Genomic DNA, 18,954 nt, shown 5'->3' on the forward strand with positions numbered 1-18,954 from the left:
CCATAGCAAGCTGGAAGCCATCCTCTGTCGAATTCCCAAACCGTCCAAATCCTGGAACTTGCACGATTGGCTGCCCGTACCTAGGGCGAGAGTCCGGAAGCAGGATCCAGATTCCGGAATCTGGAAAATGTCCGCGTCCAGGACGGACGCGTCAGCGTTCCCCTCTGACACGTCAATCCAGTTCCCGGACACAGCCCCCAGAAACGCGAAAGGGCCCCCGAAGGGACCCCTTGACTCAGCGCATTGTGGACGCCGGAAACCGGACTAGAAAATCTCTTCCAGCCACTCGCGCATCCGGCCCTTCACCTTCTTGTAGACGTTGCCGTCCTCGCGGATGCGGAACATGCGGCGGTCCATGTGCTTGGCGCCGTAGACGACCAGGCCCACGCCCGTGGCGTACATGGGGCTCTTCACCACGTCCACCAGGCCGCCAATGCCGCGCGGCATGCCCCGGCGCACCGGCAGTCCCAGCACCTCTTCCGCCAGCTCCGGCATGCCCGCGAGCAGCGTGCTGCCGCCCGTGATGACGATGCCGGACGCGAGCAGGTCCTCGTAGCCGCACTTCTGGATCTCCCGGTGCACCAGCTGGAAGATCTCCTCCACGCGCGGCTCCAGGATCTCCGAGAGGATCTGCCGGCCCAGGACGCGCGGCTGACGGCCGCCCACGCTGGGGACCTCAATCGTCTCGTCCTTGTTGATCATGGACGCGAGCGCGCAGCCGTACTTCTGCTTGATGCGCTCGGCCTCGTGCGCGGGGGTGCGCAGGCCGATGGCGATGTCGCTCGTCAGGTTGTTGCCGCCCAGGGCGATGACGGCCGTGTGGACGATGGCGCCGCCGGAAAAGATGGCGATGTCCGTGGTGCCGCCGCCGATGTCGACGAGGCACACGCCCAGCTCCTTTTCGTCCTCGCTCAGCACCGCCTCGGCGGAGGCCAGCGGCTGGAGCACGATGTCGGAGACGTTCAGGCCCGTGCGGTTGGCGCACTTGACGATGTTCTGCGCGCTGGAGACGGCACCCGTGACGATGTGCACCTTGGCCTCCAGGCGCACGCCGGCCATGCCCAGGGGCTCCTTGATGCCGCCCTGGTCGTCGATGATGAACTCCTGCGGCAGGACGTGGATGACCTCCCGGTCCAACGGGATGGCCACCGCCTTCGCCGCGTCGATGACGCGCGCGATGTCCGCGTCGCGGACCTCCTTGTCCTTCACCGCGACGATGCCCTGGGAGTTGAAGCCCTTGATGTGGCCGCCGGCGATCCCCGTGTAGACGTGGGAGATCTCCGCCCCGGCCATCAGCTCGGCTTCCTCCACGGCGCGCCGGATGGACGACACCGTGGCCTCGATGTTGACCACGACGCCCTTGCGCAATCCCTTCGACGGATGCGTGCCGATACCGATGATGTCGATACCGCTATCGGTCAGCTCGCCGACGATGGCGCAGATCTTCGTCGTGCCGATGTCGAGGCCGACGATGATCTCCCCCGACTTCTGCTTCGCCATGAATCCTCCCAGGCTCCCTCACTTTCGTGAAGGAAGCATCCTCACTGCGTCGAGTCCCCGCTCCGCACGGAGTCGGACCCACTCGAAAGCCTCACCGCCACCCAACCCGGTCGGGCACGGTTATCCAGGCGAATGATCGCGGCCGCAAGCCCCCTTGTGCTGAGCTCGCGTCGAACGCGCGCCAGCCGCTGGAGCTTGACTTCCGTATCGCCAGCACCGAGGCGAACCTCCTGCCCCGTCGCCGTCACCAGCGCAAGCCCGGTGTTCTCCAGGCGCACTTCAGAAAGCCGCTCGGATCGCCCGGGCAACAACCGCGCATAAGCACGGGTTACATCCAGCGCGTCGCGGAACTTCGAACGCACCGCGTCCGGGTCCGCCACGTACGCGTCGCGCTCCATGCCCGTGACGAGCGGTAAGTCCAGCCCGTCCCCCGGGGTGACGCGCTTGAAGGGCTCGCCCTCCTCGTCCAGCACGTACAGGTCGCCCAGCACCGCCAGCGCCGCGGGTGCGTGCTCCGTCACCTCCACGGACACGCCGCGCGGAAACCGCCGCGTCACCTCCACCGTGCGCACCCAGGGGTGCTGCCCCATGGACCGCGCCAGCGCGGCCGGGTCCAGCGTCCACAGGTTCTGCCCCGCCGTCAGCCCGGACAGCTTCAGGAGCTCCGGGCGCGACGCGCGCTCCAGGCCGGAGAAGTTCACCGACTCCAGCGCGAAGCGCGGCGACACCACCGCCCAGGCGCGCAGCTCGATGCCGCCCCAGATGAGCCCCGCCGTCGCCACCGCCAACCCCAGCGCCTTCGCCACCGACGGCCCGTGCGAACGGACCGCGCCCGTCACCGCGTCATTGCGCGGTGCGGCGTCCAGGCGGCGGCGATTCTTGGATTTTCCGAAGGCCATGACTAGGGAGGCGCATGCTGCGTGCGGACGTCGAACCACGCCAGTTTTTGGCTACAGGCACGTCGCTGTAGCGGCGTGGGGGGACAACCCCGGCCTGCAAGAGACCGGAACTCCAGGAAAGAACGCGGAGCGGCTCAAGCCTTGAGCGAAGCGCCCTGGAGCAGCCGCTCACAGAGGGCCGGGAAGTCGATGCCCCGCCCCGCCGCGATTTTGGGCAGGAGGCTGGAGGCCGTCATTCCGGGCAGCGTGTTGATTTCCAGCAGGAAGACGTCGCCACCTTCCGTGACGATGACGTCCGAGCGCGAGCCGCCGGAACACCCCAGCGCCTTGTGCGCGCCCAGGGAGACCTCGTTGACGCGCGCGTACAGGTCCGGGGGCAGCGGCGCGGGGAAGAGATACTGAGTACCGCTGCCGGCCTTGTACTTCGCTTCGTAGTCGTAGAACTCGCGGGCGGCCTTCACTTCGATGACGCCCAGGGCCTCGTTGTCCAGGACCCCGCCCTGGACCTCACGGCCCTTGATGAACTGCTCCACCAGGAGCGTGCCCGCGTGCTTCGAGGCGTCCTGGACGGCGGCGGTGTAGTCCTCGCGCGTCTTGCAGATGTGCACGCCCACGCTGCTGCCCTCGCGGCTGGGCTTCACCACCACCGGGAAGGGGAACGGCAGCCGGTCACCTTCCGCGAGCGCGGCTTCCGCCGAGTCGAAGGCGCGGTAGGGGGGCGTGGGGATGCCGCGCGCGACGAAGATCTCCTTCGCGTACACCTTGTCCATGCCCACGGCGGAGGCCATCACGCCGCTGCCGGTGTAGGGGATGAACATGGCCTCCAGCAGGCCCTGGATGCAGCCGTCCTCGCCGAAGCGGCCGTGCAGCGCGAGCCACGCCACGTCCACCTTCTCCGCGATGAGGCGCGCGGGCAGGTCCTTGCCCACGTCGATTTCCACCACGTCGTAGCCCAGCCCCTTGAGGGCGCCCGTCACCGCGGCGCCCGTGCGCAGGGACACCTCGCGCTCGCTGGAGAGGCCGCCGTACAGCACGCCGACGCGCTTCGCCTTCAACTCAGCGGGGGTGAAGCCTCGGGGACCGATGCTCATGGAAGGAAGACTCCGACGAATTTGACTTCGGGGTGCATGACGACGCCGGTGGCTTCCTTCACCCGCTCCTGCATCAGGGTGATGAGGCCCCGCACGTCCCGAGCGGCCGCGCCGCCCAGGTTGACGATCCAGTTCGCGTGCAGGGTGGACACCTGCGCGCGCCCCAGGGTGTGCCCCTTCAGGCCCACGAGTTCAATGAGCCGCCCGGCGTGGTCGCCCGGCGGGTTGGTGAACACGCTGCCGAAGTTGGGCTGACTCAAGGGCTGCGTGCGCTTGCGGTAGCCCAGGTCCGCGTCCATGGCCGCCTTGCTGGCCACGACATCGCCCTTGGGAAGATGGAAGCGCACGCGGGTGACGATACCTCCCGCGGGCAGCGTGGCGTGACGGTAGGTGTGAGGCACCTGCGCTTTGTCCAGCCACCCCACCCCGTCCGCGGTGGCGACCTCAATGGCCTCCACCACGCGGAAGCACTCGCCGTTCTTGGTGCCGGCGTTCATGGTGACCGCGCCGCCCAGGGTGCCGGGGATGCCCGCGAGGAACTCCGCGCCCACCAGGCCCTGCGCGCGCATCACGTTGACCAGCCGGGCAATGGCCGCGCCCGTGCCCAGCGTCACCCGGCCGTCGTCCGGGCCCACGTCCAGTCCTTCCGGGAACAAATCCGGGGGCAGCTTCACGGTGAGCCCCGGCACGCCGCCGTCGCCCACCAGCGTGTTGGCCCCGCCGCCCAGCACCGTCACGGGGATGCCCTCGTCGCGGGACAGGCGCAGCAGTTCCACCAGCGCGTCCGGAGAGCGCGGACGCACCAGCGCCTCCGCGGGGCCGCCTACGCGCACGCTGATGAGCGGCGCCAGGGGCTCGCCCGGCTTCACGTCCAGGCCCGGCAGCCGCGCCACGCGCGCCGCCAGAGGTGTCACCTCGCCCGCCTGCATCCCCTACCCGCCCTTCGCCGCGCCCATCAGGTTGAGCAGGTCGGGGCCCACCTGGGTGATGTCGCCCGCGCCGAGCGTCAGGACCAGGTCGCCCTCGAGCACGCGCTCGTGGAGCGCCTTCGCCACGTCCGCGCGCTTCTCCACGAACGTCACGTCGCGGTGGCCGTGCGCGCGGATGGCCTCCGCCAGCGCGTCGCCGGTGGCGCCGGGAATCGGCTCCTCGCCCGCCGCGTAGACGCTGGTGACGAAGAGCACGTCCGCGTCGTTGAACGAGGTGGCGAACTCCTTCATCAGGTCGTGCGTTCGCGTGTAGCGGTGCGGCTGGAAGGCGGCCACCACCCGGCGGCCGAAGGCGCGGCGCGCGCCGGACAGCGTGGCCATGACCTCCGTGGGGTGGTGCCCGTAGTCGTCCACCACGGTGACGCCGCCCACCTCGCCGCGCACGGTGAAGCGGCGCTGCACGCCGCCGAACTCCGCCAGCGCGGAGCGCACTGTCTCCAGCGGGATGTCCATCTCCTCCGCGATGGCCACCACCGCCAGCGCGTTGAAGGCGTTGTGCGCGCCCACCATGCGCACGCGGAACTCACCCAGGTCCTCGTCCCGGCGGAAGGCGCGGAAGGTGGTGGTGAAGCCGTCCAGCGAGATGCCCTCCAGCCGGTAGTCCGCCATGTGCGAGCTGCCGTACGTGACGAAGCGCTTCTCGATGCGCGGCAGCAGGGCCTGGACGTTGGGGTTGTCCAGGCACAGCACGTTGAGGCCGTAGAAGGGAACGCGGTTGCAGAACTCCACGAAGGCGGACTGGAGTGTCTCCAGGTCGCCGTAGTGGTCCATGTGCTCCGGGTCGATGTTGGTGACGACCGCGATGGACGGGTGCAGCTTGAGGAAGCTGCCGTCGGACTCGTCCGCCTCCACCACCATCAGCTCGCTCTTGCCCAGCTTGGCGTTGGAGTCGAGCACGTTCACCTTGCCGCCCACCACCGCCGTGGGGTCCAGGCCCGCCGCGGACAGCACCGTGGCCACCATGGACGTCGTCGTCGTCTTGCCGTGGCTGCCGGCGACGGCGACCGCGTACTTCAGGCGCATCAACTCCGCGAGCATCTCCGCGCGAGGGATGACGGGAATCTTGCGCTGGCGCGCCGTCACCACCTCCGGGTTGTCCTTGCGCACCGCGGAGGAGATGACCACCACGTCCGCGTGCACCAGGTTGGACGCCTTGTGGCCCTCGTAGAGCGTGGCGCCCAGCTTCGCCAGGCGGCGGGTGATGTCGCTCTCGCGCAGGTCCGAACCGGAGACGCGGTAGCCCAGGTTGAGCAGCACCTCCGCGATGCCGCTCATGCCGATGCCGCCCACGCCCACGAAGTGCACGTTTGCCGCGTGGCGCGTCTTGAAGAGGCTGCCGGGCTTGTTGCTGACGGTCTTGCTGCTCATGCCTTGCTCCCGGGTGCCTTCTTCACGTCCTTCTGTCCGCGGTCCCGTCCGCCCGGGCCCCAGGCCTGGGTGGTCAGGTCCACGCACACGTCCGCCAGCTCCTTCGCCGCGGCGGGGCGGCCGAAGATGCCCGCCTTCTTCGCCATCTGCTTGAGCTTCGCGGGGTCCGTCATCAGGCCGCGCAGCGTTTCCGCCAGCTTCTGCCCGGTGAGCTCCGACTCGCGGAACATGATGGCCGCGCCCGCGTCCACCAGCGCTCGGGCGTTCACTTCCTGGTGGTTGTCCGTGGCGTGCGGGAAGGGCACCAGGATGCTGGGCTTCTTGCACACCGTCAGCTCCGCCAGGGACGTGGCGCCCGCGCGGCAGATGACCAGGTCCGCCTTCGCGTAGGCGGAGGACATGTCGTCGATGAACTCCACCACCTGCGCCACGTCCGCGAAGCCCTTGTCCGCGTAGCCCTTCGTCACGTTCTCCAGGTCCAGCTTCCCCGTCTGGTGGACGATGTCGAGCTGCCCCTTCACGTCGCCCAGCGAGTCCAGCGCGTCCAGCACGCGGTTGTTGAGGCCGCGCGCGCCCAGGCTGCCGCCGAAGATGAGGACGGAGAACTTCTCGTGCGCGGAGCTGCTGCGCAGGTAGTTGTCCATCAGCTTCTTGCGGATGGGGTTGCCAATCATCTGCACCTTGGCTTCGGGGAAGTGGTTGCGCGCTTCCTCGAAGGAGGTGAAGACGACCTTCACGATGCGGCCCAGCACCTTGTTGGTGAGCCCGGGCAGTGCGTTCTGCTCCTGGATGGCCGTGGGGATGCCCATCAGCCACGCGGCCAGCACCACCGGGCCGCTCGCGTAGCCGCCCACGCCCACCACCACGTCCGGCTTGTGGCGCGACAGGATGCGGAACGACGCGAGGAATGCCATGGGCAGCGCGATGAGCCCCTTGAGCAGGCCGATGAATCCCTTGCCCTTGAGCCCCTGCACCTTCACCAGCTCCAGCGGGTAGCCCTCCTTGGGCACCACGCGCGCCTCCAGGCCCTTCTCCGTGCCCACGAACACCACTTCGTTGGCGGGGTGGCGAGTGACGACCTCCTCCGCCAGCGCGATGCCCGGGAACAGATGGCCGCCGGTGCCGCCGCCCGCGATGAGCACCTTCACGCCGTCACCTCCCGCAGGTCCGACGAGCCCGCGCGCACCGGCCGCGACGCGCCCTGGGTGTTCGCGCTGAGCGACAGCAGCACGCCCGCGGAGCCCATCAGCACCACCAGCGACGTGCCGCCGTAGGACACGAACGGCAGCGTCAGGCCCTTCGTGGGCAGCAGGCCCATGGCCACGCACATGTTCACCGTGGCCTGGAACGCGATGATGGAGCTGATGCCCAGGCCCAGGTACGTGCCGAACGTCTCCCCCGCTGCCAGGGCCGCGCGGATGCCGCGCCACAGGACGATGGCGTACAGCACCACCAGCAGCCCCACGCCGATGAGCCCCAGCTCCTCACCGAGGATGGAGAAGATGAAGTCCGTGTGCGCCTCCGGCAGGAAGAACAGCTTCTGCCGGCCGTCCCCCAGGCCCAGGCCGGTGATGCCGCCAGAACCGATGGACATCAGCGACTCCGCCACCTGGTAGCCCACGTCGTGCCGGTGGGCCCACGGGTCCAGGAACGCGAGGATGCGCTTCATGCGGTAGGGGCTGGTCGCGATGGCGACGAAGGCCAGCGGCAGCGCGAGCAGGATGGAGCCCACCAGGTACGACAGCTTCGTGCCCGCCGCGAACAGCAGCACGAAGAGCATGAACACCAGCAGCACGCTGCTGCCGAAGTCCGGCTGGAGCATGCACAAGAACACCAGGATGCCGCACAGGGCCAGATGCGGCAGGAAGCCGATGGAGAACGTGGCCACCTTCTCCCGCTTCTTCGCCAGCGAATAGGACAGGTAGACGAGCCACGCGAACTTGGCGATTTCGGCCGGCTGCAGGCTGAAGCCCGGCAGGCGGATCCACCGCCGCGCGCCGCCCGCCGTGGTGCCGATACCGGGGATGGCCACCGCGATGAGCAGCACGATGGCGACGAGCAGCAGCGGGTACGCCAGCCGCGCCAGCTTCCGCCACCCCAGCTTCATGGCCACCGCCATGCCCACCAGCCCCAGGCCCGCCGCGGACAGCTGGCGCTTGAGGAAGTAGAGGCTGTCGCCCAGCTTGTCCTGCGCGAGCACGGCGCTCGCCGAGTACGTCATCACCAGGCCCAGCGTCACGAGCGCCAGCACCGCGCAGAGAAGAATCGGATCGAACCGCACGGGGGCGGTCGGAGGAGAGGTCTTCATCACGGTCAGAGCGCCCCGACGAGGCGCTTGAACGTGTCGCCCCGGTCCTCGAAGTTCTTGAACTGGTCGTACGATGCGCACGCCGGGGACAGCAGGACCGTGTCCCCCGCCCTGGCCACCTCACGCGCCTTCGCCACCGCCGCGTCCAAGGTGCCGCACGCGTGCACCGGCGCGTCGTTCGCGTACGCCCGCGCCAGCGCGTCCGCGTCCTGGCCAATGGTGAGCACGCCCTTCACCTTGCCCTGCCCCGCCTCCACCATGGGCGCGTACGGCGCGCCCTTGCCCTTGCCGCCCGCGATGAGCCACACGTCGCCAGCGAAGGCCTTGAGCGCCACCAGCACGGAGTCCACGTTGGTGGCCTTGGAGTCGTTCACCCACTCCACGCCGTCCAGCACGCGCACGCTCTCCAGCCGGTGCGCCAGGCCCAGGTAGCTGTCCAGCCCCGCCTGCACCGCGTCCTTCGCCACGCCGCCCAGCCGGGCCAGCAGCGCCGCCGCCATCGCGTTCTGCGCGTTGTGCGCGCCCCGGAGTGAGCGGTTGGTGAGCGTGTAGGACTCGCCCGCGAACTCCAGCTCGAAGCCGCCGGGCCGCGCGATGGCCAGCCCCGCCAGCTTCGGCGCGTCCACCACCGGGCGGCCCGTGAGGCTGAAGCCGTACACGGGCACGCGCGCGGAGGCGGCCAGCCCCATCACCGCCGCGTCGTCCGCGTTCACCACGGCGAAGTCGCTGGCGCCGTCCTGGTTCATGAAGATGCGCGCCTTGGCCGCGCCGTACACGGCGTGGTTGGCGTAGCGGTCCAGGTGGTCCGGCGTGAGATTGAGGATGGCCGCGCCCGTTGGCTTGAGCTGGTGGATGCCCTCCAGTTGGAAGCTGGACAGCTCCACCACCAGCGCGTCCCAGTCCCCGGGGGACATGGCGGCCTCGGCCAACGGGCGCCCCAGGTTGCCGCCCACGAAGGTGCGCAGGCCCGCCTTCGCGTACAGCTCGCCGGTGAGCGCCGTGGTGGTGCTCTTGCCGTTGGTGCCGGTGATGCCCAGGAAGCGGGTGCCCGTGAGGAGGCGGCCCGCGAGTTCAATCTCGCCCCACACCGGGACGCCCGACGTGCGCGCGGCCTCCAGCTCCGGCAGGGACAGCGGCACGCCCGGGCTCACCACCACCAGGTCCTGGCGGGTGAGCAGCCCCGGGGGCGTGGCGCCGGTGACGAGCCTCACGCCCTTCGCGTGCAGCTCCTTCGCGACGTCGCCGAGCGCGTCCTCGGAGCGCGCGTCCAGCGCCGTCACCTTCGCGCCTTGCTGGACCAAAAGCCGCAGCGCCGCGACGCCGCTCTTGGCCAGCCCGAACACCGCGACATTCCGACCGGACAGCGAGGGATTCATGGGGTGGGCCGACCTCGATGGGGGCAAAGCGACTAGCGCAGTTTCAGGGACAGCAGGGCCACGCCACCACAGAGGATGGCGACAATCCAGAAACGCACGATGATCTTCGGCTCGGCCATGCCCTTGAGCTCGAAGTGGTGGTGCACGGGCGCCATCTTGAAGACGCGCTTGCCCGTCATCTTGAAGGACGTCACCTGGATCATCACGGAGAGCGCCTCCGCGAAGAAGATGCCGTGGATGATGGCGGACACCACTTCGTTCTTGGAGAACACGGCCAGCCCGCCCAGCGCGCCGCCCAGGGCCAGCGAGCCGATGTCGCCCATGAACACGGACGCGGGGTAGGTGTTGAACCAGAGGAAGGAGATGCCCGCGCCCACGATGCTCGCGCAGAAGACGGCCAGCTCCGCGCCGCCCGGCACCTGGAGGATGCCCAGGTAGCGGTACAGCGGCGTGGCGGTCAGCCGCGTGACGCCGTTCACCGTCTCCGTGTCCGCGATGTGCAGCGTGGTGCCCGCCACGTAGCAGAGCACGCAGAAGGTCACCGCCGACACGATGGTGGGGACGATGGCCAGGCCGTCCAGGCCGTCCGTGAGGTTCACCGCGTTGGACGTGCCCACGATGACGACCCACGCGAACACCACGTAGAACCAGCCCAGGTCCGGGTTGAACCAATGGGACGGCACGAACGGCAGCGTCAGCCGCGTGTCGATGAGCAGCGTGGGCCCGAAGGAGCCGTCCGCCTTCGTCCACGTGCACATCAGGCCGAAGATGGCGATGAGGAAGAAGAGCGTCTGCAGCGCCATCTTCTTGCGCCCGGCCAGGCCCTTGGAGTTGCGCTTGGACAGCTTGAGCCAGTCGTCCAGGAAGCCGATGAAGCCGTAGCTGAAGGTGAGGAGGATCATCACCCAGACGCCACGGGACTTCAGGTCCGCGAACAACAGCGTGCCCGCCGCGATGCTGATGAGGATGAGCGCGCCACCCATGGTGGGCGTGCCCTTCTTCTTCTGGTGGCTGTCCGGGGTGTCCTCGCGCACGTTGCTCTGCCCGTGCTGCTTCAAGCGCAGCCGCGCGATGAGGCGCGGGCCGATGAGCATCCCCAGGAGCAGGGCGAAGACGCCCGCGGCGATGATGCGGAAGGTCGGGTAGCGCAGGAAGTTGAGGACGCGCCCGGCCTCGGTGTTCTGGATGAGCTCGTACAGAAGGTACAGCACTAGTGACTCCCTCCGGGGGGTGCCGCGCCCGTCAGGGCCGCCACCACGCGCTCCAATCGCATGCCGCGACTGGCCTTCACCAGCACCACGTCACCGGGCGAAAGCCGGGGCGTCAACCACGCCACCAATGGCTCCACTTCGGTGAAATGGGCGGCGGAATCTCCCATGTCCGCGCTGCCCAGACCGCCCGAGGACCGGGGGCCGAAGAACGCTACCAGCTTCGCGTGCCGCGCGACGAGCTCGCCCAGCCGGGCATGCTCCTCCGCCTCGCCCGCGCCCAGCTCCAGCATGTCGCCCAGCACCGCCACCGCCCGGCCGCCTTCCGGCACCAGCGTGCCCAGCGTGACGAGCGCGGCCTCCATGGAGGCCGGGTTGGCGTTGTAGCAGTCGTCCACCACCGTGATGCCGTTCCTGCCATCCACGATGTTGAGCCTGCGCGCGTACGGACGCGCGGACTCCAGGCCCTTCACGCACTCCTCGGGGGAGTAGCCCAGGGCCAGCGCCGTCGCGAACGCCGCCGTCGCGTTCTGCGCGTTGTGCGGCCCCACGAAGTGCAGGCGCACCGGCCAGTCCTTCCCCTGGTAGCGCACGGTGGCCACCATGCCGTCGCGGCCCAGCGTGTGGACCGCCGTGAGGCGCACGTCCGCCCCTTCCGCCCGGCCGAACGTCAGGTGCTTCGCGACGCTGCGCGCGGCCTGGCGCACGATGAGCGCGTCGTCCACGTTCACGACAGCAGTGGCCTGGGGCAGCAGTTCGCGGAACATCTCCCCTTCCGCCTCCGCCACGCCCTCCAGGCTGCCCAGCCCCTCCAGGTGCTCCGGCTGGACGACGGTGATGACACCGGCGTCCGGCTGGACCTTTCGGGTGAGCCGTTCGATTTCGCCCGGCTGGTTCATCCCCACTTCGATGACGGCCGCCACGTGGGACGGCTCCAGCCGGAAGAGCGTGAGCGGGACGCCCACCTCGTTGTTGAAGTTGCCCTCCGTCTTCAGCGCCGGGCCCCGAGTGGCCAGGATGGCGCCCACCATCTCCTTGGTGGTCGTCTTCCCGTTGGAGCCCCCCACCGCCGCGACCGGAATCTGGAAGCGGCGGCGGTGCAGCGCGCCCAGGCCGCCCAGCGCGGCCAGGGTGTCATCCACTTCGTACAAGGCGAAGCCCGGGGGCAGGGCCGGCAACGCCCTCCCCCGCTTCACCACCGCCCCGGCCGCTCCCTGGCGCTGGGCACCGTCCACGAAGTCGTGGGCGTCGAAGCGCTCGCCCTGCAGCGCCACGAAGAGGCACCCGGGGGTGAGCGACCGCGTGTCGGTGCAGACGGCGGGAAAGCCCGCTTCCACGGGCCCCCCGCGCCGGGTCGCACCCGTCGCCTGCACCACCTCGTCATCGGAGAATCGAACGGCCATGGAGGGGGGGTGGCCTTGAGAAGGTTCAGCCCGGGATGCGGTTGGCCAGCGCGCGCGCGGCGACTTCGCGGTCGTCGAAGGCGAGCTTCTCGGTGCCTACCGTCTGGTAGGTCTCGTGGCCCTTGCCGGCGATGAGGACGACGTCGTCGTCCTTGGCCAGGTTGATGACCTGCTCGATGGCGGCGCGGCGGTCCGCGTCCACCAGGTAGCCCTTCTCCCCGACCTTCGCCTTGCCCTCGGAGATGCGGCGCAGGCCGCCCTTCTCCAGGCCCGGCGTCACCTCGGAGATGATGGTCTCCGGATCCTCCGTGCGCGGGTTGTCGCTGGTCACCATCACCAGGTCCGCGCCCTCCGCGGCCACCGCGCCCATCAGCGGGCGCTTGCCCTTGTCGCGGTCGCCGCCGCAGCCGAAGACGACGATGACGCGGCCCTTGGCCAGCGCGCGCGCCGCTTCGAGGGAGCGCTTGAGCGCGTCATCCGTGTGCGCGTAGTCCACCAGCACCGCCGGCGCCGGGCCGCCGCGGTGGTTCTCCGCGCGGTCCATGCGGCCAGCCACGCCCGTGACGAGCTCGATGCCGCTCTTCACGTCCGAGCGGCTGATGCCCGCGCCCAGCGCGATGCCGGCGGCGAGCATGATGTTCTCCAGGTTGTGGGGCCCCAGGAGCTTGCTCTTCACCTTGATGTCGCCCGCGGGCGTCTTCAGGGTGGCCTCGATGCCCTTGAGCGAATAGGCGGCATCCGCGGCGGAGATTTCACCCGCGCCCGTGCGGCTGAACTTCCACGCCATGCGCTTCTGGTTGCGCAGCTCCGTGTAGAGGCGGCTGGCGAAGGCGTCGTCCGCGTTGACGACCGCGGTGCCGGAGGCGCCCAGGTTCTCCAGGAAGAGCTTGCGCTTCACCTGGAAGTACTCCTCCAGGTCCTTGTGGTAGTCCAGGTGGTCGCGCGACAGGTTGCTGAAGCCGGCGGCCTTGAAGGTGAGCCCGTGCACGCGCTCCTGCGCGAGCGCGTGGCTGGAGACCTCCATCACCACCGTCTCCACGCCCGCATCCACCATCTCTCGGAAGATGCGGTGCAGTTCCAGCGGGTCCGGCGTGGTGTTGGCCAGCTCCGTCGTCTTGCCACCGAACTTGTAGCCCAGCGTGCCGATGACGCCCGGCGCCGGAGAGCCGGTGTACATGGCGGCCGTGGCGAGGATGGCCTCCAGCAGGTACGTGGTGGTCGTCTTCCCGTTGGTGCCGGTGACGCCCAGGAGCGTCAGCTTGTCCGCGGGACGGCCGTGGAAGTTGGCCGCGATGAGGGCCAGCGCCTTGCGCGCGCTGCTCACCTTGAAGAACGGCACCTGCGACGACTGGCCCTGCTTCTCCGACACCACGGCGACAGCGCCGCGCGACACGGCTTCACCAATGAACTGGGCCCCGTCTTCCTTCAGGCCCGGCACGGCAATGAAGAGATCCCCCGGCTTCACGCGCCGCGAATCCTGCGTCACTCCCGTGACGTCGACCGCGGAACGGCCGCCCGAGGTCTGCTCGGCTCCACACCCTGCGAGGACATCCGTCAGCTTCATCTCTTCCCCTTCACACGCATTGCTTGCGGGGCCTGGAAAGGACACGGCCTCATTGCCGCGTCGCCAGTTCCAGCGTCACCCGGGCCCCCTTCTCCACCAGCGCACCGGCGGGGGGGGTCTGAGATACGACTCGTCCACTACCTTGCAGCTGTGGCTCCAACGCCGCGGCGAGCAACTTCACCACGGCTTCCCGTCCCGCCTGACCCTGGACGTCCGGCACACGCACCGTGCCGGGCTCCGGAGTCTCGGTCACCGCATCCTCCAGGCCGGCCCGAACGGGCACGACCTTCGCCAACGCCTTTGGTGCCGGAGGGGGCACCACGGGCGCGGCGGCCGCGGCCACCTCGGCGGGTGCCACCGTCCGGGACGGGGGCACGGCCAGGTGGGCCATGGCAGCGGTAGCGATTTCCTTGAAGGCAGGGGCAGCCACGTTCCCCCCGTATACGTCTGTCTTGGGTTCGTCCACCACCACGAGAATCACGGCGCGCGGGGCCTCGGCCGGTACCATGCCCGCGAACGACGCGATGCGTTTGTCGGAATACCCCCGTGCCACGGGGTCCGCCTTCTGTGCGGTACCCGTCTTACCGGCCACCCGGTAGTCGTCCATGGCGGCCTTGGGCGCGGTTCCTCCCTTGACCACCACGCTCTCGAGCATGCCCACGACCTGGCGCGCCACCCTCTGGGAAACCACCCGCCGCAGCTCCGTGGGCTGGTTCTCCAGCAGTACCACGCCGTCCGGGTCCACCACCTTGGAGACCAGGAACGGGCGCATCAGCACGCCGTCGTTGGCCAGCGCGCCGTAGGCCGCCGTCAGCTGGACGGCGGTGGAGGTCATGCCCTGGCCGAAGGATTGGGTGGCCAGGGAGATGTCCGATTTCGGAAACGGGATGACGCCGCGGCTCTCGCCGGTGAGCGCCAGACCGGTGCGCTCCGCGAAGCCGAAGGCGTGGTAGCCGGCGACGAACTTCTCGCGGCCCAGGGCCTCGGCGACCTTCGCGGCGCAGATGTTGGAGGACACCTGGAGGATGCCCTGCGCGTTGAGCCAGCCGTGCGGGTGGGTGTCCCGGATGGTGTGACGGCCGATGCGCAGGGAGCCGTTCTCACAGAAGAACAGCTGGTCCGCGGTGATGGCCTTCTGCTCCAGCGCGGCGGCCACCACGAAGGCCTTCATCGTGGAGCCGGGCTCGAAGGAGTCCAGCGCGGCGCGGTTGCGGATGGCGTTCTTCACGCCGTCTTCCGGCGTGTTGGGGTTGAAGCGCGGGTTGTTCGCCAGCGCGAGAATCTCCCCGGTGCGCGGATCCAAGACCACCGCCATGCCCGCCGCCGCCTTGGCGTCGTCCACCGCCTTGGCCAGCGCCTTCTCCGCTACGTACTGGAGGTGGCGGTCCAGCGTGAGGGTGACGGCGGCGCCCTGGCGCTCCAGCGGATCCATGGCGCCCTGGACCATCAGCTTGCGGCCCTTGGCGTCGCGGAAGCCGGAGGTGCGCGAGTTCTGCCCGGACAGCTCGTCCTCGAAGGCCAGCTCCAGGCCCTCCAGGCCGTGGCCGTCGGTGCCCACCATGCCCACGATGTGCGCGCCCAGCTCACGCTGGGGATAGAAGCGCTTGGGCTCCTTGGTGAAGCCCAGGCCGGGCAGGCCCAGCGCCTTCACCGCCTCCACCTCCTGGGGCTTCGCCTGGCGCTTCACCCACGCGAAGCGCTTGGCGCGCGACAGGCGCGCGGTCAGGTCGCCACTGTCCAGGTGCACGGCGCGGGCGAGCTGACGGGCCGCCTGCGGCACGTCGGGGAGCAGGGACGGGTCCACCCAGATGGAGTCCACCTCCACGCTCTGCGCCAGCGGCGTGCCGCGCCGGTCGAAGATGTCTCCGCGCCGGGCCGGGATGTCGATCTGCCGGACGTACTGGTCCTGCGCGAGGCCCCGCAGCTTCTCCTGCTGGAAGACCTGGAGGTAGACCGCGCGGCCGAACGCCGTGCCCAAGAGCGCGAGGAACAGCCCGAACAAGAGCTGGACCCGCAGCCTGAGCCCCTTCGTGTTCGACTCCGGAATCCGCGCGCTCTTCAGGTCCCTCACCGCTGGGTCCCCCGCTCCGCCACGCGGACGGCCGGGGCCGCGGAACGGGCCTGCGCGGTGCCGGAGCCCTTCACGCGCTCGTCCGCCAGGGACACCACCGCGCCGCCCTTGGGCATGGCCATGCCCAGCTGCTCACGGGCCACGCGCTCCAACCGGCCCGGCGCCTTGAGCGTGGCCAGCTCCAGCTTGAGCCGGTCGTTCTCCCGGGTGAGCGAGCGGCTCTCGCCCTCCGCGTTGGACAGGCGGTAGCCCATGTCCACCACCAGGACGCGGCTGGTGACGTGGAGGATGCCCACGGCCGCGAACAGGGTGAAGAGCATGACGGCGGGCAGCAGGTGCATCAGCACGCCGGCCACGGACACGGAGGGACGCGAGAGGGCCTTGCTCATCGGATTTTCTCCACCGCGCGCAGGTGCGCGCTGCGAGAGCGGGGGTTGGCCTCGACTTCCGCTTCGGAAGCCGCGACGGCCTTCTTGGACACGAGGACGAAGTCACCCTGGCTGTTGCACACGCACACCGGGAAGCCCGGCGGACAGGTGCACCCGCCCACCAGGGCACGGAAGGCTTCCTTCACCTTCCGGTCCTCCAGGGAGTGGAAGGAGATGACCGCGGCGCGGCCGCCCACCTTGAGCAGCGAGGGCAGCGCGGCGAGCAGCGAGTCCAGCGCCTCCAGCTCCCCGTTCACCGCCATGCGCAGCGCCTGGAAGGTGCGGGTGGCCACGTGGATGCGGTCCGGCCACGCCTTGCGAGGCACGGCGCGCTTCACCACCTCCGCGGCCTCCAGCGTGCGCTGGGGCAGCGCCTTCTTCAGCTCCCGCGCGATGGGCCGCGCGAAGGGCTCTTCCCCGTAGTCCTTGAGCAGCTTCGCCAGGTCGCGCTCGTCCGTTTCGGCGATGAGCTCCGCGGCGGTGATGCCGCTGTCGCCCATGCGCATGTCCAGCGGGCCCTCCTTCATGAAGGAGAAGCCGCGCTCGGCCACATCCAGCTGGGGCGAGGACACGCCCAGGTCCACCAGCACGCCGTCCACGGGCAGCAGGTCCTGCGCGACGCTGAGAAGGTCCGCGAAGTTGCCCTGCCGGGCCTGGAAGCGCGCGTTGACGCCCATGCGGGTGGTGGCCGCGGCCAGCGCCACGGGGTCCCGGTCCACGCCCACCACCGTGGCGCCCCGGGCGAGCAGCGCCTGCGTGTGGCCTCCGCCACCAAGCGTGCCGTCAAGGATGACCTTGCCCTCCGCCGGGTTCAGCAGCTCCACCGTCTCGTGGAGCAGGACGGTCTGGTGCTGGAAGTCCACGGGAGGGGGCCTTGGGTGCAGGGTCAGACGAAGGGAGCGCGCGCGAGCTGGAAGGCGGCCCGGGCATCGTTCATGTGCGGGTACAGCTCGAAGGCGTCATGGGCGCCGGCCGCGCGGAAGATGGCGGCCAGGTACGGCGACAGCCCGGACAGCTTCACGTCACCACCGGAGCGGCGGAACGCGTCCGTGCGGGCCATCAGCGGGCGCACGCCGCGGTAGTTCAGGTGCGACACGTCCGCGAAGTCGAGGACGACCTGACGGGTGCCCCGGTGCAGGCGGTGCATCAGGTCCTCGCACAGCTTGAGCAGGTCCGCCTCCTCCAGCTCGCCCTCCAGCATCAGCGTCTCCACGCGCTCGGACGCCGCCACCGCCGCCCTGGTCCGACGAACCTCCTGAACCTGGTCCATGCGCCTGCCCACCCTTCTCTCGCGAAACTAAGACTGTCGACTTCCTGGCTATGGCTGGCGCAGCTCGCCCAGCACCCGCAACACGTCCGGGGAGGTGGCTTCCTGGCGCGCGTCCTCCTGCGCCTTCGCCCAGCCTTCCTGGCTCCAAAGCTCAATCACCTTCACCATCCCCGCCCACACCACTTCCTTCTCCAACTTCGCGTACGCCCTGAGCGACGGCGGGATGAGCAACCGGCCCAGCTTGTCCAGCGGGCACTCCTGCGCGCTGGCCACGTACAGCCGCATCAACGTCTTGACCCCCGGCTCCATGGGGTTGCGCCGGGCGAGCGCGGTCTCCAACGCCTCCCACTCCCGCACCGGATAGGCGTGGAGGCAGGGGTCCAGGGCCGTGGTGACGATGAGCCGCTCGTCGTAGGCGCCCACCAACGTCTCCCGAAGCTTCGCCGGGAGGCTGGTGCGCCCCTTCGCGTCGATCTGGTGCTCATAGACGCCTCGGAACACGCGGGACGATCCACCTTTTCAGCCCAGCACGGGACGGACCACCACTCCTTCCCACTTCTTACCCCTCTGCGGCCGGCATACATACGCGCCCCCCCCAGGGGGGTCAAGAAAGCGCGCAACAGGCTGGAACACCGCTCGCCCGCCGGCGGACATCCGCTGGGGCACATGCCGGACGGCCTACCTTTGGGGGTGGGGTAAACTTGAGTTCTTTCGCTCCCAGGCTGAGACTGGCGGGCGCGTGAACACGAACGTTCGACTGAAGGTGGCCTACAAAACGCCACAGTCGCTGGTCGGTGAGTACACCCGCAGCGTGGGTCAGGGCGGCGTCACCCTGGAGACGCGCAAGGCCCTGCCCCTGGGCACCCGCTTCACCTTTGAACTGCACGCGGGCGGCATGCCGCGTCCGGTGGAGGTGCTGGGCGAGGTCGTCAAGGTGGAGCCGCGCCCCGGCGAGCGCTTCATGCTCACCGTGCGCTACGACGGCGCGGAGGATCGCAGCGCGCTGGACGCGGTGCTCCATTTCATCTTCGCCCAGGAGGAGCAGAACGGCCTGCGCCGCTTCCCGCGCCTGCCGCTGCACCTGCGCGCGCGGGAAGCCGACCCCCGGGCGCCGTTCTTCTACGTGCGCGACATCTCCCGCGGCGGCGTGGGCCTGGAGGTGGACGCCCCCGCCCTGCCCCGCGAGGTGCAGGTGGGCACGCCCTTCTTCATGGAGATGGACATGAAGGAGGGGCCGCTGCTGCTCCACGGCGAGGTGGCGTGGACGTCGTCCGTACCGCGCAAGGGCGTGGCGCAGGCGGTGACGCCGGGCTTCGGCGCGACGTTCGGCCGGCTGCGGCCGGACATGCTCCAGCGGCTGGAGGCCCTGATGGCGCTGGAGCACCTGCCGCCCGCGCCCTGGCGGGCCCGGGTCAGCTTCGGCCTGGATGCCGTGTCGCGGATGCCCTGACGCTGCGACCAGGGCACCCGCGCGCTTCA

17 protein-coding genes are annotated in these 18,954 nt (G+C 69.7%); 1 reads left to right on the plus strand and 16 read right to left on the minus strand.

The window, feature by feature from the left end:
* Positions 1–264 precede the first annotated feature (264 nt).
* The 16 genes from ftsA to mraZ all read right to left on the minus strand — a co-directional run bounded on the left by ftsA (position 265) and on the right by mraZ (position 17,976).
* Positions 265–1,500: a cell division protein FtsA gene (ftsA, locus tag GTZ93_RS12170; protein WP_120566811.1), complete on the minus strand. Its 1,236-nt coding sequence runs from the start codon at positions 1,498–1,500 to the stop codon at positions 265–267.
* A 41-nt stretch (positions 1,501–1,541) separates the two neighbouring features.
* A complete protein-coding gene (locus GTZ93_RS12175; protein WP_120575419.1) occupies positions 1,542–2,399 on the minus strand; it encodes a cell division protein FtsQ/DivIB in 858 nt (285 codons plus the stop codon).
* A gap of 134 nt (positions 2,400–2,533) precedes the next feature.
* On the minus strand, positions 2,534–3,490 hold the full coding sequence (locus GTZ93_RS12180; RefSeq protein WP_120575420.1) for a D-alanine--D-alanine ligase: 957 nt from the start codon (positions 3,488–3,490) through the stop codon (positions 2,534–2,536).
* Entirely contained in the window at positions 3,487–4,419 is a 933-nt protein-coding gene (murB, locus tag GTZ93_RS12185; protein WP_139915223.1) for a UDP-N-acetylmuramate dehydrogenase, read from the minus strand. Before murB ends, GTZ93_RS12180 begins: the two co-directional genes overlap by 4 nt.
* Before the next feature lie 3 nt (positions 4,420–4,422).
* Positions 4,423–5,847 (minus strand): UDP-N-acetylmuramate--L-alanine ligase, encoded by a 1,425-nt coding sequence (gene murC, locus GTZ93_RS12190; protein WP_139915224.1) that lies wholly within the window; start codon positions 5,845–5,847, stop codon positions 4,423–4,425.
* Entirely contained in the window at positions 5,844–6,995 is a 1,152-nt protein-coding gene (gene murG, locus GTZ93_RS12195) for an undecaprenyldiphospho-muramoylpentapeptide beta-N-acetylglucosaminyltransferase (protein ID WP_139915225.1), read from the minus strand. Before murG ends, murC begins: the two co-directional genes overlap by 4 nt.
* Positions 6,992–8,155: a putative lipid II flippase FtsW gene (gene ftsW / locus GTZ93_RS12200; RefSeq protein ID WP_139915226.1), complete on the minus strand. Its 1,164-nt coding sequence runs from the start codon at positions 8,153–8,155 to the stop codon at positions 6,992–6,994. Before ftsW ends, murG begins: the two co-directional genes overlap by 4 nt.
* A 5-nt stretch (positions 8,156–8,160) precedes the next feature.
* Positions 8,161–9,531, minus strand: coding sequence for a UDP-N-acetylmuramoyl-L-alanine--D-glutamate ligase (gene murD, locus GTZ93_RS12205; protein WP_139915227.1), 1,371 nt, complete (start codon positions 9,529–9,531; stop codon positions 8,161–8,163).
* A 32-nt stretch (positions 9,532–9,563) separates the two neighbouring features.
* Complete coding sequence (gene mraY, locus GTZ93_RS12210) at positions 9,564–10,742, minus strand: phospho-N-acetylmuramoyl-pentapeptide-transferase (RefSeq protein WP_120575426.1); 1,179 nt, start codon at positions 10,740–10,742, stop codon at positions 9,564–9,566.
* Positions 10,742–12,142, minus strand: a complete 1,401-nt coding sequence (locus GTZ93_RS12215; RefSeq protein WP_139915228.1) for a UDP-N-acetylmuramoyl-tripeptide--D-alanyl-D-alanine ligase — start codon at positions 12,140–12,142, stop codon at positions 10,742–10,744. Before GTZ93_RS12215 ends, mraY begins: the two co-directional genes overlap by 1 nt.
* A gap of 25 nt (positions 12,143–12,167) precedes the next feature.
* Positions 12,168–13,706: a UDP-N-acetylmuramoyl-L-alanyl-D-glutamate--2,6-diaminopimelate ligase gene (locus GTZ93_RS12220; protein WP_120575428.1), complete on the minus strand. Its 1,539-nt coding sequence runs from the start codon at positions 13,704–13,706 to the stop codon at positions 12,168–12,170.
* A 49-nt stretch (positions 13,707–13,755) separates the two neighbouring features.
* Positions 13,756–15,777 (minus strand): penicillin-binding protein, encoded by a 2,022-nt coding sequence (locus tag GTZ93_RS12225; protein ID WP_139915229.1) that lies wholly within the window; start codon positions 15,775–15,777, stop codon positions 13,756–13,758.
* Entirely contained in the window at positions 15,774–16,166 is a 393-nt protein-coding gene (locus GTZ93_RS12230) for a cell division protein FtsL (RefSeq protein WP_120575430.1), read from the minus strand. The genes GTZ93_RS12225 and GTZ93_RS12230 overlap by 4 nt, the downstream gene beginning before the upstream one ends.
* Positions 16,163–17,068 (minus strand): 16S rRNA (cytosine(1402)-N(4))-methyltransferase RsmH, encoded by a 906-nt coding sequence (gene rsmH, locus GTZ93_RS12235; protein ID WP_139915230.1) that lies wholly within the window; start codon positions 17,066–17,068, stop codon positions 16,163–16,165. Before rsmH ends, GTZ93_RS12230 begins: the two co-directional genes overlap by 4 nt.
* Positions 17,069–17,091: 23 nt before the next feature.
* Positions 17,092–17,475, minus strand: coding sequence for an STAS domain-containing protein (locus GTZ93_RS12240; protein WP_139915231.1), 384 nt, complete (start codon positions 17,473–17,475; stop codon positions 17,092–17,094).
* Positions 17,476–17,523: 48 nt separating this feature from the next.
* Complete coding sequence (gene mraZ / locus GTZ93_RS12245) at positions 17,524–17,976, minus strand: division/cell wall cluster transcriptional repressor MraZ (protein ID WP_120566798.1); 453 nt, start codon at positions 17,974–17,976, stop codon at positions 17,524–17,526.
* A gap of 238 nt (positions 17,977–18,214) precedes the next feature.
* Here mraZ and GTZ93_RS12250 point away from each other — a divergent pair, with 238 nt between their 5' ends.
* Positions 18,215–18,925: a PilZ domain-containing protein gene (locus GTZ93_RS12250; protein ID WP_139915232.1), complete on the plus strand. Its 711-nt coding sequence runs from the start codon at positions 18,215–18,217 to the stop codon at positions 18,923–18,925.
* The last annotated feature ends 29 nt before the right edge of the window (positions 18,926–18,954 follow it).

The sequence above is a fragment of the Corallococcus exiguus genome (assembly GCF_009909105.1).
In the GTDB taxonomy this organism is placed as follows: Bacteria; Myxococcota; Myxococcia; order Myxococcales; family Myxococcaceae; genus Corallococcus; species Corallococcus exiguus.